Annotated in this window: 17 protein-coding genes and 5 tRNA genes; 4 read left to right on the forward strand and 18 right to left on the reverse strand. The window is 31.7% G+C overall.

Features of this window, described 5'->3' with window-relative positions:
* Positions 1–229: 229 nt before the first annotated feature.
* From fusA to CF66_RS00445, 15 genes are all read right to left on the reverse strand, one after another.
* Positions 230–2,326, reverse strand: coding sequence for an elongation factor G (gene fusA, locus CF66_RS00375; protein ID WP_034411162.1), 2,097 nt, complete (start codon positions 2,324–2,326; stop codon positions 230–232).
* A 140-nt stretch (positions 2,327–2,466) separates the two neighbouring features.
* Positions 2,467–2,937, reverse strand: coding sequence for a 30S ribosomal protein S7 (rpsG, locus tag CF66_RS00380; RefSeq protein WP_016503791.1), 471 nt, complete (start codon positions 2,935–2,937; stop codon positions 2,467–2,469).
* Between the two features lie 100 nt (positions 2,938–3,037).
* Entirely contained in the window at positions 3,038–3,412 is a 375-nt protein-coding gene (gene rpsL / locus CF66_RS00385; RefSeq protein WP_016503792.1) for a 30S ribosomal protein S12, read from the reverse strand.
* Positions 3,413–3,591: 179 nt separating this feature from the next.
* Entirely contained in the window at positions 3,592–3,870 is a 279-nt protein-coding gene (tusB, locus tag CF66_RS00390; RefSeq protein WP_016503793.1) for a sulfurtransferase complex subunit TusB, read from the reverse strand.
* Positions 3,871–3,873: 3 nt separating this feature from the next.
* A complete protein-coding gene (gene tusC / locus CF66_RS00395) occupies positions 3,874–4,230 on the reverse strand; it encodes a sulfurtransferase complex subunit TusC (RefSeq protein WP_016503794.1) in 357 nt (118 codons plus the stop codon).
* Positions 4,227–4,634 (reverse strand): sulfurtransferase complex subunit TusD, encoded by a 408-nt coding sequence (tusD, locus tag CF66_RS00400; RefSeq protein WP_034411137.1) that lies wholly within the window; start codon positions 4,632–4,634, stop codon positions 4,227–4,229. The genes tusC and tusD overlap by 4 nt, the downstream gene beginning before the upstream one ends.
* 39 nt (positions 4,635–4,673) lie before the next feature.
* Entirely contained in the window at positions 4,674–5,414 is a 741-nt protein-coding gene (gene fkpA / locus CF66_RS00405; protein ID WP_016503796.1) for an FKBP-type peptidyl-prolyl cis-trans isomerase, read from the reverse strand.
* 415 nt (positions 5,415–5,829) lie between these two features.
* The gene (gene hflC, locus CF66_RS00410) at positions 5,830–6,804 is read right to left on the reverse strand and encodes a protease modulator HflC (protein ID WP_016503797.1); all 975 of its coding nucleotides are present in this window, start codon (positions 6,802–6,804) and stop codon (positions 5,830–5,832) included.
* Positions 6,805–6,806: 2 nt separating this feature from the next.
* On the reverse strand, positions 6,807–7,988 hold the full coding sequence (gene hflK, locus CF66_RS00415; protein WP_016503798.1) for an FtsH protease activity modulator HflK: 1,182 nt from the start codon (positions 7,986–7,988) through the stop codon (positions 6,807–6,809).
* 308 nt (positions 7,989–8,296) lie between these two features.
* A complete protein-coding gene (locus CF66_RS00420) occupies positions 8,297–8,425 on the reverse strand; it encodes an RNA chaperone Hfq (RefSeq protein WP_081697379.1) in 129 nt (42 codons plus the stop codon).
* 197 nt (positions 8,426–8,622) lie between these two features.
* On the reverse strand, positions 8,623–9,561 hold the full coding sequence (gene miaA, locus CF66_RS00425; protein ID WP_016503799.1) for a tRNA (adenosine(37)-N6)-dimethylallyltransferase MiaA: 939 nt from the start codon (positions 9,559–9,561) through the stop codon (positions 8,623–8,625).
* A 17-nt stretch (positions 9,562–9,578) separates the two neighbouring features.
* Positions 9,579–11,279, reverse strand: a complete 1,701-nt coding sequence (mutL, locus tag CF66_RS00430; RefSeq protein WP_016503800.1) for a DNA mismatch repair endonuclease MutL — start codon at positions 11,277–11,279, stop codon at positions 9,579–9,581.
* Positions 11,276–12,643 carry an N-acetylmuramoyl-L-alanine amidase gene (locus tag CF66_RS00435; protein ID WP_052541649.1) on the reverse strand — a complete coding sequence of 456 codons (1,368 nt, stop codon included), beginning with the start codon at positions 12,641–12,643 and terminating at the stop codon, positions 11,276–11,278. Before CF66_RS00435 ends, mutL begins: the two co-directional genes overlap by 4 nt.
* Positions 12,640–13,098, reverse strand: a complete 459-nt coding sequence (tsaE, locus tag CF66_RS00440; protein ID WP_016503802.1) for a tRNA (adenosine(37)-N6)-threonylcarbamoyltransferase complex ATPase subunit type 1 TsaE — start codon at positions 13,096–13,098, stop codon at positions 12,640–12,642. The genes CF66_RS00435 and tsaE overlap by 4 nt, the downstream gene beginning before the upstream one ends.
* Positions 13,099–13,144: 46 nt before the next feature.
* Positions 13,145–13,561, reverse strand: coding sequence for a c-type cytochrome (locus tag CF66_RS00445; RefSeq protein WP_034411139.1), 417 nt, complete (start codon positions 13,559–13,561; stop codon positions 13,145–13,147).
* Between the two features lie 295 nt (positions 13,562–13,856).
* Here CF66_RS00445 and CF66_RS00450 point away from each other — a divergent pair.
* The 4 genes from CF66_RS00450 to hemE all read left to right on the forward strand — a co-directional run bounded on the left by CF66_RS00450 (position 13,857) and on the right by hemE (position 15,296).
* Positions 13,857–13,933 (forward strand) — tRNA-Arg (locus tag CF66_RS00450).
* 48 nt (positions 13,934–13,981) lie between these two features.
* A tRNA-His gene (locus CF66_RS00455) sits at positions 13,982–14,057 on the forward strand.
* A 72-nt stretch (positions 14,058–14,129) separates the two neighbouring features.
* A tRNA-Pro gene (locus CF66_RS00460) sits at positions 14,130–14,206 on the forward strand.
* Positions 14,207–14,219: 13 nt separating this feature from the next.
* The gene (hemE, locus tag CF66_RS00465; protein WP_016503804.1) at positions 14,220–15,296 is read left to right on the forward strand and encodes a uroporphyrinogen decarboxylase; all 1,077 of its coding nucleotides are present in this window, start codon (positions 14,220–14,222) and stop codon (positions 15,294–15,296) included.
* A gap of 413 nt (positions 15,297–15,709) precedes the next feature.
* On the opposite strand, the gene CF66_RS00470 is transcribed toward hemE, so the two are convergent.
* From CF66_RS00470 to orn, 3 genes are all read right to left on the reverse strand, one after another.
* Positions 15,710–15,786: transfer RNA gene (locus CF66_RS00470), tRNA-Met, on the reverse strand.
* Between the two features lie 65 nt (positions 15,787–15,851).
* Positions 15,852–15,928: transfer RNA gene (locus tag CF66_RS00475), tRNA-Gly, on the reverse strand.
* Between the two features lie 118 nt (positions 15,929–16,046).
* Positions 16,047–16,592 (reverse strand): oligoribonuclease, encoded by a 546-nt coding sequence (gene orn / locus CF66_RS00480; protein ID WP_016503805.1) that lies wholly within the window; start codon positions 16,590–16,592, stop codon positions 16,047–16,049.
* Positions 16,593–17,105 lie beyond the last annotated feature (513 nt).

A 17,105-nucleotide genomic window follows, 5' to 3' on the forward strand; every position in this document is an offset into this window, starting at 1 on the left:
GGTGGTCTTACCGTGGTCAACATGGCCAATAGTACCAACGTTCACATGCGGTTTTACACGTTCGAATTTTTCTTTAGACACAATCGTGTTCCTTTTATCATTTATAAAATTTATAAATTCCTGTTTTTTACTATAAAACTGAAATAAGCACTGAACATATATCTATTCTAGTTTCAATTCCTATTGATGCAATACCTCTAAATTAACTTATTTTACCATTATAAGGCAGTTATATACTCATACTCATTAAGGTAGAGAGTATGTTTTTAGGTACTTCAATATACTTACTGAATTCCATAAAATAAGAAGCACGACCCCGTGTTGCAGAACGTAAGTGAGTAGAATAACCAAACATTGTAGATAAAGGGACTTGTGCACTTACTATCTTAAGCTGAATAGTTTTTTCATTAATTTCTTGAATAGTACCACGGCGACGATTAAGATCACCAATAACTTCACCTATACAATCTATTGGAGTTATTATTTCAACTTGCATTAGTGGTTCCAAAACTATAGGCTTCGCATCTAAAGAACCTTTTTTAAGAGCGACTGAACTAGCAATTCTAAATGCCATCTGACTTGAATCAGTTTCATGATATGATCCACCTAACAGAGTTACCTTTATATCTAGCATAGGATACCCGGCTAACACTCCATTATTCATTTGTTCTTTAATACCAAGAATGATGGAAGGAATATACTCATCAGGGATAGAATCATCTAAAACTTCATTTAGGAAAACAAATCCTTCTCCAACCTTTGCAGGTTCAATTTTCAATAAAACACGAGCATATTGATTGCGTCCTGAAAATTCATATATAAATTCTTCTTCAACTTTTACTATATTACAAATAGTTTCACGAAACGCTACTTGGGGTTTGCCAACCTTGCAGTTAATAGAAAATTCACGTTTCATTCGATCAATTATGATATCCAAATGCAGTTCACCCATACCTGCAATCAAAATTTGCCCTGATTCATTATCAACTTTAACTTGAAATGAAGGATCTTCTTTCGATATTACTGTCAGTGCTTTTATCATTTTTTCTTGTTCTGATTGAAAGGATGATTCTACTGACATTTGAATAACAGGAACTGGAAATTCTATTTGCTCTAAAATTAATTTATTTTCTCTCGAACAGAGAGTATCTCCTGTTTTAACGTCTTTTAAACCAATAATAGCAGCAATATCACCAGAAAAAACCGCTTTTACTTCTTGTCTCTTATTTGAGTGCATTTGCATAATTCGATCTACGCGATCAAACTTATCTCTAACTGAATTATAAATGAGTTCTCCTGTTTTGATAACACCAGAATAGACACGAATAAAAACTAATGTACCAACAAAAGGATCCGTCGAAATTTTGAATACTAAAGCTGAAAATGGTTCATCATCACTAACACGACGTTTTACTTTGTGATTTTTATCATCGATTCCTATAACAGCAGGAACATCAAAAGGAGAAGGAAGATATTCAATAATAGCATCTAAAATTGCTTGTATTCCTTGATTTTTAAATGCGCTACCACACATTGCTAATACAATTTCATTGTTTAATGTACGATTACGAAGTCCATTTTTTATTTCATTCTCTGTTAAATCAACACCTAAAAGGTATTTATCCATCAACTCTTCATTAGATTCAACAGCAACCTCAATGAGGTTATCATGCCATTTCTTAGCAAGTTCTTTCATATTAATTGGAATATCTTCATAAGAAAAAGTAAGACCTTGATCGACTTCATTCCAACGAATTGCTTTCATTTTTATTAGATCAATAATGCCAGAAAATCTATTTTCTTCTCCAATACTTAATTGAATTGGAACTACATTTACATTAAAATGCGTCTTGATTTCATCTACAACACGCAAAAAATTTGCCCCTATACGGTCCATCTTGTTAACGAAGATTAAACGAGGAATAGCATATTTATCTGCTTGATACCATACCGTTTCTGATTGTGATTCAACACCAGAATTTCCACAAAATACTAAGATTACACCGTCAAGAACGCGTAAAGAACGTTCAACTTCAATTGTAAAATCAACATGTCCTGGAGTATCGATAATATTTATTCGATTGGAAGGAAACTGAGAACACATACCGGACCAAAAGGTTGTAATGGCAGCAGAAGTAATTGTAATTCCGCGCTCTCGTTCCTGATCCATCCAATCCATAATAGCCGTGCCATCATGCACTTCACCAATCTTATGAGAGAATCCAGTATAAAAAAGGATACGCTCAGTTGTGGTGGTTTTTCCCGCATCTACATGAGCACAAATACCAATATTACGATAGTTCTCAATAGGAGTTTCACGAACCAACATAATGTTTTCCCATTCTACATCAGTACGACAAGATACAGCTAGCACAAAGCTAGTCTTTTAACCCTAGATTTCTTAAATAAAAGACTTAACAAACGAAAGTTACTCTTATATTGAAAGAGAACAAAATAATCGGTATTTTACCAACGGTAATGAGCAAATGCTTTATTTGCATCAGCCATACGATGGATATCCTCACGTTTCCTAACTGAAGCCCCTTTGTTTTCAGAGGCATCTAGCAGCTCTGCAGCTAGACGTTTTGCCATAGACTTTTCAGCACGTTTACGCGCTGACTCAACTAACCAACGCATTGCTAAGGCATTACGCCGAACAGGACGTACTTCAACAGGGACTTGATAAGTTGAACCACCTACACGACGAGATTTAACTTCTACTAAAGGACGCACATTTTCTAATGCTCCTTCAAACAAGGATAAATGTGTTTTACCAGTTTTTATAGAACCAGTATCTAAGGCAGTGTATATTATTTTTTCTGCAATAGATTTTTTTCCATCAACCATAAGTATATTAACAAATTTTGCCAATAATTCGGATTTAAATTTGGGATCCGGAAGAATTTTTCGTTGAGCTATAATACGACGACGCGACATTGAGAATTCTCCTTGCAATTTTCAGGTTATCCAAAACCTTTCAGTTTTCTTTCTAAAAACATAATCTAATGCTTGGCCTTACTTAACAAAAGAGATTAGATTAGGACCTTACTCGCTTAACACCATACTTAGAACGAGCCTGCTTACGATCATTTACACCAGCACAATCAAGTGCTCCACGAACAGTATGATAACGCACACCAGGTAGATCTTTAACTCGACCACCACGTATTAGAACAACTGAATGTTCCTGAAGATTATGACCTTCTCCACCAATATATGATGTAACCTCAAAGCCATTTGTTAAACGAACACGGCAAACTTTACGAAGAGCTGAATTTGGTTTCTTAGGCGTCGTAGTATATACACGAGTACAAACACCACGCTTTTGTGGACACGACTGAAGCGCAGGTACATTACTTTTAGCAACCTGCTTCACACGAGGCTTACGTACTAGTTGATTAATAGTTGCCATTATCTCCCTCCTAAGCATAAAGAATACTTCTAGACACGACCTAACAACTTATAATAAAACCTTTATTTTATTCTTTAAGTAAAGAATATGTCAAGAATATATATTTAATTTATTTTTCGTTAATCATTGTAAATAGCATTAATATTAATGCTAATATTAATGCTAAAAATAAGAAGCAATTACCAGGTAATTGCTTTACTGTGTTTCTCAGTTAATTTTACAAAACCATCAAAACTAATCAATCCGATTCTGAAAGAAACAATATCTGTAATACCTCTAGCAATAACATCTTCTCTTAATAAAAACACGTTACCTAATGCTTTCTTTAATAAGGAGTGTTGATAATGTTTAGGATTTCCTATATAAACTGCTGATTCAACCAATAAAATATCATCCTTAGTTAAATAGTACCTAAAAGCTAAATGTAATTTATCTAACGACTTTACAATATGAAGCATAAACTAAAACACCACAAGTTGATCGCAATAATTCATTAAGATTGCTAGTTCATGTTCAGTTTTTTTTTTTGTTTTTATAATGAGCGGACTATTTTGGAAACCAAGCTTAATCAAGCTTTTTTTACATAAATAAATATTATTAATTTCATATAATTCCATAATTTTAAAAGCACTTATATAGTCTCTGCTTAAAATTTTCTGAGGTTTTTGTTCAGAAACAAGTTGAGACACTGCATCACCAATAAAAAATACACTAATACTGTTACAGTAAGCAGAAACAGAAAACAAAAAATCTAGGCCTTCCCTACCAGATGAAATACTATGTGGAAAAGAATTGAATATCAAACCTATTTTTTTCAAAACTGAATTACTCTATCTTGTATTAAAATTGCTTCAGCTAAAGTACCTAATCCAACTTGCTCAAAATGCTTAGCAAGATTACTCGTTGATAGTTGATATCTTTTAGCTTCATTTTTTCCTACTATCCCTCTTCGTAAAGCCGCGGAAAAACAAACTTCAAGTTTTACTTTATGAGCTACTGCCAATTTTTGCCAAGCTAAAACAAGGTCAAAATCATCATTTTCTGGTGCAGTGAGTGATGAAGCATTTAATACTCCATTTTGATAAAAAAAAACATCATGCAAAATATGACCTCTATGAATCAAAGCTTTTGAAAATAAATAAGCATTACGAGCTGATTGAGATCCATAAATTGAACCAGTTACTATGAGAGTATATTTTAGAATTAGCCTAACCTCGAAAATGAATATTAATACACTTGTTTTTTTTACCGTTTAAATTTATTACTCATTGAAAATTTTTAATAACTCAATCTCAAATATTAAAGTAGAATTTGCTGGAATAGTTGGTGTATCGTGCAAACCATAAGCTAACTCTGATGGAATAACAAATTTAAATTTTGAACCTACAGACATTAATTGCACACCTTCAATCCAACCTTGAATGACATGTTTTAAAGAAAAAGTAGCAGGTTCACCACGTTCATATGAACTATCAAATTGACTACCATCAACTAAAGTACCTTTGTAGTGTACTTGGACTGTATCATCTTCTTTTGGTTTTTGACCTTCAGATTGTCTTATAATTTGATATAATAAACCAGAATCAGTTTTAATAACATTACTTTCCTTCTCGAATTCTTTCTGGAATTCAGTTCCTAATTTTTTAACCTCAGCAGCTTTTTCTAAAGATTGGTTTTGTATTGCATCTCCTATACGCATATCTAACTCTTTTAATATTGAAGCTACTTCTTCCTCATTAAGCTTAGGATTACCTAAAAACACATCTTCAATACCTCGAAGAACGATATGCTTATCAAGATTAATCCCAATTTCACTGGGTTTTTTTATATTATTACTCAAATAATTAGCAAATGATACTCCAATTGAATACGCAATTCTATTATCCTCTATATTAAGATCTACTCCATTTTTGATAGGTGGAACTGGTACTTCTTTTTTTTGACAACCCATTAATATAATAAATGTCATTGAAAGCAATGATACTTTAAAGATTAATTTCATTAAATTCTCCAATTTTTAAAAATTCATTCTATTATAATGAGAAATGTAAATCACTCAAGAACTTAGTATATTAAAGGATAATAAAGCTTGATACGAAACGTTTTCATTATGTTGTTGTTATTTATATAACTAAATAATAGTCTGCGTATTATTGAATAAAAATAGCATTTATGTTGCATTAAAAAGAGATGAACTGTTAGCAGTAATATCTAGAACTTAAAAATAGGTATAAATATTAGCTGAAACAAATGGTTTTTTTCTAGCGAATGATTCTATCATAATGCTACTATCTAATAACTAAACAGTAATAATATTAGTGAGATAATATATTTGAGACTAATTAAAATAAAGGGAGCTTTTAATAAAGAATAAAAGTATTAAGATATAAGGGCTCAAAGCCCTTATATCTTAATCATCATTTTAAAAACTCACCATGATAATTATTCATATATCGAAAAAAATGACTTTTAGGATCTAATACTAAAATATCATTTTTGCTATTAAAAGATTTTTCATAAGCTTTTAAAGAACGAATAAAGCTAAAAAACTCAGGTTCTTTATTATATGATTGAGAATAAATTTTAGCAGCTTTAGCATCTGCTTTACCTCGAGTTACACGTGCTGTCTTATCAGCTTCTGCTAAAACAGTAGCTACTTCAAGTTCTGCTTGTGCACGAATAACCTCTGCTTTTTTACGACCCTGAGAACGATGTTTTCTAGCAACTGATTCACGTTCAGCTCTCATACGCTTATAGATAGAATCACTAATATTATCAGGTAAATTTATTTTTTTCATACGAAAATCAACAACATCTACACCTAAATCATTCATAGCACTATCACGAGTACCAGTTAGTACTTTAGCCATAATTATGTCTCGTTGACCATCAATCTCTAGCGCTTCTTTAGCTGCTTTAGTAGAAATTTGCTGATTATTAATCTTAGATAAGTCTTCATTATTACGAGGACCAGATACAATCTGCTTAATTTCTCTTGAGCCAATTTCAGAACGTAATACATCAGTTACTTTACGTTCTAAAAGAGCCTCTGCAGTCAAAATATTACCACCTCCAGTTGTAAGATAAAAACGTCCAAAATCAGCAATTCGCCACTTTACATAAGTATCTATAATAACATCTTTTTTCTCTGATGTAACAAAACGGTCAGAGCGTCCATCCATTGTTTGTATACGAGCATCTAATACTTTAACATGGTCAAATAACGGCATTTTAAAATGCAATCCTGGAGAATAAATTCGTGAAGTTCCTTCATTATCTAAAACTCTTCCAAAGCGTACTACTATCCCACGATCACCTTCATAAATAACGAAAAATGACATTAAGATAAATATAACATTGATTACTAATATAGGAATCATTAAGTTACGCATTTTTAATATCTCCCATGACGTGAATTAGTTGAACCGGACTGTGAGCTTGGTAATTCATTACGTTCTTGGGATTCTAACTCAATCTCATCATAAGCTGAAGATGATTTATTTTTTTGTCTATTTTCTATTTTAGAAGACTCTTCTCTAAGCAATTTATCAATTGGTAGATATAATAGATTACCGGTAGACTCAGAATCAATCAATACCTTAAAGGTATTTGAATAAACTTCTTCCATTGTATCTAAGTATAACCGATTACGTGTTATTTTAGGAGCTAAAATATACTCAGGCAATAATTTTTCAAATTGAGCTACTTGACCCAGAGCTTCATTAGTAACTCTTTCAGAATAGCCAAGAGCTTCTTTTTTTAAACGTTCAGCCCGACCAGTTGCTTTTGGTAAAATATCATTTCGATAAGCTTCTGCTTCACGCTCAAAGCGTTCTTCATCTTCTCTAGCAGCAATCGCATCATCAAATGCGTCTTTTACTTGTTCTGGTGGACGAGCTGACTGAAAATTTACATCAACAATAATTAATCCCATATCATAATTATCAACAATTTGATTGAGTGTTCTTTGAGTATTTTGACGAATTTGTTGGCGCCCGCTAGTTAAAATGTTGTCCATTAAAGAATCACCTATTACAGCACGTAATGCAGAATCCGTAGCTTGACGCAAGCTATCATCTGCATTAGTTACTTGGTACAAATATTTATATGGTTCTGAAACACGATATTGAATATCCATTCCGACAGTAACTACATTCTCATCTTTTGTAAGCATTAAACCAGAAGCCCTTAGCGAACGAATAGATTGGACGTTCACCGCTTTATATTCATCAATAAATCTAGGTCTCCAATTCAAACCCGGACCAACGATACGATTATATTTCCCTAAACGTAATACAACCCCACGTTCAGCTTCACCAATAGTATAGAAACCAGAAAAAAACCAAATAATTATAGAAATGACGATGATAATACTAAAGCTCCAGATATTTTTTCCACCTGAAGACGAGCCCTTACTTCCTTTTTTAGAAGAAAAACGCCCACTGAACTTTTTGGTAAGCTTATTAAACACTTCATCTAAATCCGGTGGCCCCTGTGATCGACCACCTCGATTTTTAGTACCCCAAGGGTCATTATTGCGACCATTGCTTCCATTGTTAGGTTCATGCCATGCCATTTAAAAAAACTCCATAAATTTAAAAACGATTTTACACTTCAAAAATAAAAAGCGGATATCAGATTATATGTAATTTGGCTTTAATTTTGATTAACGAATAAAATTCTCCATATATGCTATGAAAAAAACCATCTAAATTCATCTTATATTATCGTATATGATACACAATCTATGCTAAGTTTATATGAATTTAATATTCAAAGATTGAATCTACTAATTGTAACAGGATTAACTAAAATTTTTATTAAAAAATATATATAGGTTTAATAACTAAAATTAGTTTCCTCCTCTATAAAAGAAGAACTAGATTAAGTGGGATATTTGCTTTTATTATGGTTTACTAAACGAAAAGGAACAACCATTGTAATTGAGTGCTTATATACTATTTGATTAACAGCATTTTTCAAAAAAATTACAAATTGGTCAAAAGAATCCATTTTTCCCCCTGAGTGTTTAATTTATTCCAGTTATGACATATACTAGTTTAACTTTTAAATCATACTAAACCTCTGGTAAGCATAACTTAACTGATTGACTTAAAATAAGCATTATAAAAAATATCGACAGTTTTCTAATATAAAAACACCAAAGGTAAGTCAAGTGATATAAAGAAAAAATGTTACTGAGATGCAAGCTATTTTTTTTCAGTGTTAACTTTATTCAATATAGTTTCTACTGCTTGTTCCATATTTTCACTATTTAACCAAGTTAAATCGCACCAACTTCTTAACCATGTCATCTGCCGCTTAGCCAAGCGGCGAGTTGCACAAATTCCACGAAAAATCGCTTCATCCAAACTTAAATTTCCATTTAAATAATCCCAAATTTGTCGATAACCTACGCAACGAATAGAAGGAAGGTCTAAATGAAGGTCATTTCGACTATGAAGTGCCTTCACTTCATTTTCAAAACCATTTTTTATCATATTATGAAATCTTACTTCAATTCGATGATGCAAGTTATCTTTTTCATTTGGAGCTAGTGCAAATTGTTTTACATGAAAAGGGAAATTTCTATATTTATATCTAGAATATTCCGTCAAAGTTTTACCAGAAATTCGATAAATCTCCAATGCTCTAGATAATCTTTGCAAGTCATTACAGTGGATTCGGTTTGCTGAAATTGGATCAATCTTTTTTAATTGTTTATGTAAAGAAGCACAACCTAAATTCAATGCCTCTTGTTTAATTTGAGAACGAATTTTGAGATCTGAAGCAGGCGTAAATGATAAACCTTTAATCAAAGACCTGTAGTAGAACATAGTTCCACCAACAAGTAAAGGAACTTTACCATTTTTAATGGTCTGATGTATAGCATACATAGCATCGTAATAAAAATCAGCAACAGAATACCTTTCATTTGGATCACGAATATCTATCAATTTATGCGGTATTTTTTCTAAAGTTTCGGAACTTGGTTTAGCTGTACCAATATCCATACCTTTATAAATTAATCCTGAATCGACACTAATAATTTCTACTGGTATTTTTTTACTAATTTTAATGGAAAGGGTAGTTTTTCCTGATGCAGTAGGACCCATTAAAAATATTACTAAAGGTAATTTACCATTCATATCTTCTCTGAAGATCTTTAAGATTGTAGAACAGCTATACTTTTTGAAAAGTCAACTTTGGTAACAAATTTTTTATCGTGTAAAGGCAATTGACCACAGTAAATCTTCTCTAATTCAGTAATGATCTTCAAAGCTTCACATACGCTGTAATCAACTTTTACAGAAATAATATAATTGGTTATCCAATTTGCTAATGCTTTTCTATTTTCAATTATTAAAGATGGGTTAAAATTAGAAAAGGCAATATAAGATAATAAATCTGGAATCAATTTAGATAAATTTTTATTCATCAATATTCTAGGAACACCTAAAACTATTAAAGTAGAAAAATTCTTTACTCTAAATGATAAACCAAAAGATATAAGAAGTTCAGAGAAATCAGTGACGTAAGAGACCAACTCTTCAATCAATTCAATTAATAAAGGGATCAAAAGAGGTCGTGATATTAGTAAAATACTTTCTCTAATACCAAACTGGGCGCGTATTTTAAGCCACTCTGCTCTACCTAAAGAAATAAGAACGACTCCTTGTTTTGAATCCATAACTACATACCTATTTTGAATAACGGCAATTGCTTTCCCTAGGAACTCAATTGGCTTATTTTTTTCTGTAGGATTAATATTAAGTTGCTTTTCTATAATGCCATCTGACTTATCTACTATAAGATTTTTATTCTTTTCCTTTGACTGATGTTTATCAATTGATAAATAAGGTATATCTATATCATGACTTTTAACTAAGGCATTATTTATAGCTCGATATATAAAATCATGAACTAAACGAGCTTTATAGAAATGAATTTCATATTTAGCTGGATGAACATTAACATCGATTTGATTAGGATGAATTTCAATAAACAATACATAAGCTACAAATTGTTCTTCTTTTAAGAAATTTGCATAACTTTTCCTAATAGCATGATTAATAAATCTATCACGAACTACTCTTCCATTTACATAAAAATATTGCAAATCACCTTTTTTACGCGATCCATTTGGACTAGATATCCAACCATATAATTTTAAATCATAATGAATTAATTCAACCTTAATCATGTTACAAACAAATGCATTGCCACAAACCGCTGCAATACGTTTCCCTATTTCTAATTCATTTCTTGCTGGATAGTATTGTCTAATAATTTTATTATTATGACGCAAACTAAACTTGATATCAAAACGACTTAATGCAATACGTTTAATCAGTTCATCAATATGAATAAATTCTGTTCTATCAGTGCATAAAAATCTACGCCGAGCAGGCATATTAAAAAAAAGGTTAATAACTTCAACAGATGTACCCAAAGGATGAGAAACAGGTTGCACCTTCATTTCCATTCCTTCACTATATATAGACCATGCTATATCCTGAATGACAGGACGAGAAGTCAATATTAAACGACTTACTGCACTAATACTTGCAAGAGCCTCACCACGGAAACCTAAAGTTGATAATAATGATAAATCATCTAATGTACGAATTTTAGAAGTAGCATGACGACTCAAGGCTAATGTTAATTCATTTTTTAAAATGCCTTTACCATTATCCCTTATACGAATAAGCTGAATTCCTCCCTTTTCAATCTCAATATCAATAACAGTTGCACCTGAATCCAAACTATTTTCTACTAACTCTTTAACCACTGAGGCAGGACGATCAACAATTTCACCTGCTGAAATTTGACTTATAAGTTGTTTTGATAGAATTTTTATTGTCATAGATTATTACTATTACTTGGAATCATTATAATCTGACCTATTAAAAGCTGATCAGACTGTAACTCATTTACTAACCGAAGTTGATTAATAGTTACACTATATTGTTGAGCAATTTTCCCTAAAAACTCTCCAGGCTGTACTTTATGTTTCCTTATATTTGGAAAATTAAAAAATAAGGAATTTTCTACTGGATTTTCTTTAAGATATTGAACAATTGCTCTTGCTAAACTTTCTGCTAATTTATTTTGATAGTCATTTTGAGATAAAAGTTTTTCTTCTATTGGATTTGAAAGAAAACCAATTTCAACTAATACTGAAGGAATATCAGGCGATTTTAATATTGCTAAGCTTGCATTTACTGGATGTTTTTGATGCAAATAGGAAATTTTTTTTATCTCCTTTAAGATTTTTGTAGCAAGCTTATAGCTTTCTTTCTGAGAATGGTTAAATTGTAAATCTAGAAGCGTTTTACTAACATCTTTATCAACATTCTTGTTGATCAAAACTTGACCAGTTCCGCCTAATAATTCTGAATGACTCTCATGATCTTCGATCCATCGAGAAATTTCAGTATCCGCTCTCTTATTATTTAAAATAAATACAGAGGCACCACGAGGATGTGGAGTATAAAAAGCATCAGCATGAATGGAGACTAATAAATTTGCTTTATTTTTTCGAGCAATTTCAGAACGTTTATTCAAATTAACAAAATAATCACCAGAACGAGTAAGGATTGCTTTAATTCCTGGCATGGTATTGATTTTTTCAGCTAATTTTTTAGAAACTTTTAGTGTAATGTGCTTTTCATATTTTCCAGTAGGACCAATAGAACCAGAATCTTCTCCGCCATGCCCAGCATCAATCGCAATTATAATATCATTAAATGATCGAGAAATACCTTGATTAAGATAAATTATATTATTGGATTTAACTTTTTTTAATTGTTTTTTAGGATGAGACAAATTAATCACTAACCGGTGACCATATTGTCCTCCTGGAGTCGGAGATAATCTAAACAGATTAAGCTTACTTGCCTTATGCTTTAATTCAAATACTAAACGATAAGTAAATTTATTTGGTGGAGTACTTTTACGAATTTTTGTCAATATAGAATTGTTAATAACATTTTTAGGTAATGTAGTATTTAGTGTTGTTTTTTTTAAATCAACAACTAACCTTTCTGGTTTATTTAAAATAAAATAGCTATAATCAGCCTCATCTGTAAAGTCCATAACAACCCGAGTTTCATTAGGAGATGTCCAAACTCTTAAGTCTTCAAGTGTATTAGAAAATACTAAAGAGCTAGAAAAAAAACATGAAATTTGAAAAAAAATAAAAAAAAACTGTACTTGTCTTGTATTCAATTTAACCCCGATTTTTTTAAGAGAGCATATCCATACTGACTATCCGCTGTGATAGAAGCACAACGTTGGTTGCCATGATAAGACAATAGAATATTAATATCTGCATTAGGTAAAAAATCCCCTCCTTTCTCGGGCCACTCAACTAAACAAATAGAATCAGGTAAAAAGTAATCTCGAATTCCAATAAATTCTAATTCTTCTGGAGAAAAAATAAGATAAAAATCAAAGTGGTACACTTTCCATTTTTCTAATGTATAAGATTCAACTAAGTTGTATGTTGGACTTTTTACATGACCTAGATATCCTAAAGTTTTTAAAAAACTACGACTGAGTGTCGTTTTACCAACACCTACCTCCCCACTTAAAAAAATAAGAGTTTGTTGACAACAAACCTGTGCGAGACGCGAACCTATTCTCATCGTTGCAGTTTTATCTACCAAAGTAATTTTCTTCATAAGAATTATGAATTGAAATCAATTCTATTTATAATAGGGCTTTAGGTTATAAATCTTTTATCATATATTCAATAACCTGAAGCAATTCATCATCAGAACAATCCATACATAAGCCTTTCTCTGGCATTGCATTTAATCCTTTAATTACATTATCTTGCATGATTTGTTTCCCTTGAGCAATTCGAGAAGCCCAATCATTAACATTACCAAATCTAGGAGCACCACTCACACCAGATGCATGACAAGCGATACAAAAAGTATTATATATCGAACTTGCATCACGAATCTTACTAACTACTTCTTTCTGTTCAGCTAATTTATTTTTAACTTCAATATAAACATTACCAACTGGTTTAATGCGATCTATTATAGATTCGTAGTCCTTGGCAGTGTTAGAAAGCAATAAAGCAGAAAACGCTAAAACAGAAAAAAAAACACTACTTATCCACCGAAATATGCCCATAAATATTAGCTCATAACTTCATCTACTATTTCATTGATAAGAACTAACGTGAATCATTACACAATAAAATACATAATATGTGATATTCCATTACTGGAAATAATTAAAATTGCAAACTTAGTTAAATAAGTCCTGACATCTATCCAAGTTATAAGTAAGATATCGTTTATAATAGTACAGTCCTGCACCATAAAATAAATCTTTTCGCATTTCAATTATTCTTTAAAAAAACTTTAAAAAAATACTAGACGGTACAATGTGATATAAGTATGATTTAGTTTACCTATCATGAAGTGCGCCCGTAGCTCAGATGGATAGAGCGTTGGCCTCCGGAGCCAAAAGCCGAAGGTTCGATCCCTTTCGGGCGTGCCATACACTCGATATCTTTCTGGTAAGCTAATTAAAAGTGTATGGGGTTTGGTGGCTATAGCTCAGTTGGTAGAGCTCTGGATTGTGATTCCAGTGGTCGCGAGTTCGAATCTCGTTAGCCACCCCAGAAATAAATTTATAGGACTACAACTATTAACGTTTAATAAAAAAATATCTAAAGATTAATTATTCTATATTTCGGTGAATAGCGCAGTTTGGTAGCGCATCTGGTTTGGGACCAGAGGGTCGGGGGTTCAAATCCCTCTTCACCGACCATTTCAATAAAAAAATGAATAGACTTAAAAACGATTGTTATCTTCGTGCACTTTTAAAACAACCAATAGATTATACTCCAATATGGATAATGCGCCAAGCTGGCCGATACCTACCAGAATATCGTACTACTAGATCTATATCAGGAAGTTTTCTTTCACTATGTAAAAGCCCTGAGCTTTCATCGGAAATAACATTACAACCTTTACGCCGTTTCCCTCTTGATGCTGCGATTTTATTTTCAGATATTTTGACTATTCCAGACGCTATGGGGCTAGGTTTGTATTTCAAGTCAGGAGAAGGGCCTAAATTTTCTAATCCTATTTCCTGCATAGCAGACATAAAGAAAATAGGGGTGCCAGATCCTGAACATGAACTTCAATATGTAATGAATGCAATTCGTCAAACTTGTAAAGAACTCAAAAATGCACTTCCATTAATTGGATTCTCTGGCAGTCCTTGGACACTTGCAACCTATATGGTTGAAGGAGGAACTTCAAAAAAATTTACTAAAATCAAGAAAATGATGTATAGAGAACCAATAGCTACGCATTTGCTTCTTAATAAATTAGCAAATAGTATTATTGAATATTTAAATGCACAAATTAAAGCAGGTGTTCACTCGGTAATAATCTTCGATACCTGGGGAGGTATATTGACTACAAATGACTATGAATCCTTCTCGCTAGCATATATGAAAAAAATCATCAATAACCTAATTCATGAAAATAACGGTACACGAATTCCAATTACGCTATTTACAAAAAATTCAGGAATTTGGTTAGAAAAAATTGCTGAAACGGGCTGTGATTCTATTGCTTTAGATTGGACAATCCCGATTTCTGATGCAAAATATCGCGTAGGGAGAAAAGTAGCTTTACAAGGAAATATGGATCCTTCAATTTTGTATGCGAAACCTGAACGTATCCGAGAAGAAGTCGAAACAATTTTGAAAAACTTTGGTTATACCAATTCTGGGGGACATGTATTTAACTTAGGGCATGGAATTCATTCAGATGTAGAACCAGAAAGCGTAAGAATATTTATTGAAACAGTTCATAAAATATCACCAAAATATCATCGTTCAACATGATAGTTCAGAATTATAAAATAACATGTGGAAAAAATCGTGTTAGAATACGATAGAAAACTTTTTATTAAAGTTAACCACACATAAAAAAACATAAAAATATAAATCTACACTTATTAATCCTTATATAATTAAAAGGTTAAGTTCATTAAAATCAACATATTATCAACCTTTTTTAGAAAAAAAATTTGTCATTTTTTTTCTAAATTAAAAACAAATTTTTTTTCTAAAAACTATACACTAACTTATCAACAAAAAAAGATTGTGGATAAGTAGGGACACATTAGGTAATGTATAATCTAATGTATTAAACTAATAATTAGCATAAAAAACAAATTCATTGGAAAGAAATTGATTCTTGACTAAATCAAATAAAATATACGAATTGATTAAAAACCTTGAATTTAACAAAAGACTGGTTGCGGGGGTTGGATTTGAACCAACGACCTTCGGGTTATGAGCCCGACGAGCTACCAAACTGCTCCACCCCGCGTTTGATTTGGGATATTATTTTTGCTTTTTCAATTCAAAAAGTCAGTTACATCAGATAATCTATCTTGGAGCGACACACGAGGTTCGAACTCGTGACCTCAACCTTGGCAAGGTTGCGCTCTACCAAACTGAGCTAGTGTCGCAAAACTTATTTTATTTTTCCCCATTCCTAGGATAGTGAATTATAAGAGTTTTTTTGTACGATGCAAGCATTTATTTTTTTAGAGTATTTTTTTCTCTCTTGTCTACTACAAATTAAAACTAAATACTAAAAATAGCTTTACGATAATATTTCAGCTCAGCAATTGACTCACGAATATCATCTAAAGCTAAATGATTACCTTGCTTGGAAAAATTATTTAAAACTTCTGGTTTCCAACGGATTATTAATTCCTTTAATGTACTAACATCAATAGATCGATAATGGAAATACTCTTCCAATTCAGGCATATATTTACATAAAAAACGCCGATCTTGTGCAATGCTATTACCGCAAATTGGGGATTTCCCTTTAGGAACCCATTTCTTGAGAAAGCTAAGCGTCTGAACAGTGGCATCTTGTTCAGATAATTTACTTTGACGGACACGCTCTATTAGTCCACTATCTGTATGGGTTTTTATACACCAATTATCCATCTTTCTTAGTTCATGTTCTTGTTGAGTAATAGATAAAACAGGACCTTCAGCTAAAATATTTAATCCACTATCAGTAACAACAGTCGCAATTTCAATAATTTTGTGAATTTCAAAATTTAAACCTGTCATTTCAAGATCAAGCCAAATTAAGTTCCGTTCGCTAAAGGACATAATATATCACCTGTTATATTTACTAATAATAAAAGAAGAGCACTACTGTTAGCTTAACGTTCCAAAAAAAATCATACTTAGATCTTTGTAATGACTAGTTGCTAAAAACAATAATTTTTGTTTAAGGAAAAAAAACTGACTAAAAATTGACTAAAAACTGAAATTTGTTCATGTTAAATGAACAAACTGGAAACCGACATTCAAAGCTCGAATAGAACTTTCATTTTCATCATCACTCACTTTAGGAAATATTTAAATAAAAATTAAAGATGACGAAACATCAAAATTAATTGCTACTTAAGACTTGAACAACATAGCTATTCCTTTTCCTCCCCTACCTTTAACAGCTATAATGTTACCATTAAAACAATCTTAAATGTTACTTTATACTCTCTGAAATGTTACAAATCTCACTATCAAAGTTTTTGATTTTTTTAAAAAACACAATATGTCATATTCTTAATGTATAATTAACATTGTTTTACTTTTTGAATTAATACAAAGCCAATGACT

This window comes from Candidatus Photodesmus anomalopis, from assembly GCF_000731785.2.
In the GTDB taxonomy this organism is placed as follows: domain Bacteria; phylum Pseudomonadota; class Gammaproteobacteria; order Enterobacterales; family Vibrionaceae; genus Vibrio; species Vibrio anomalopis.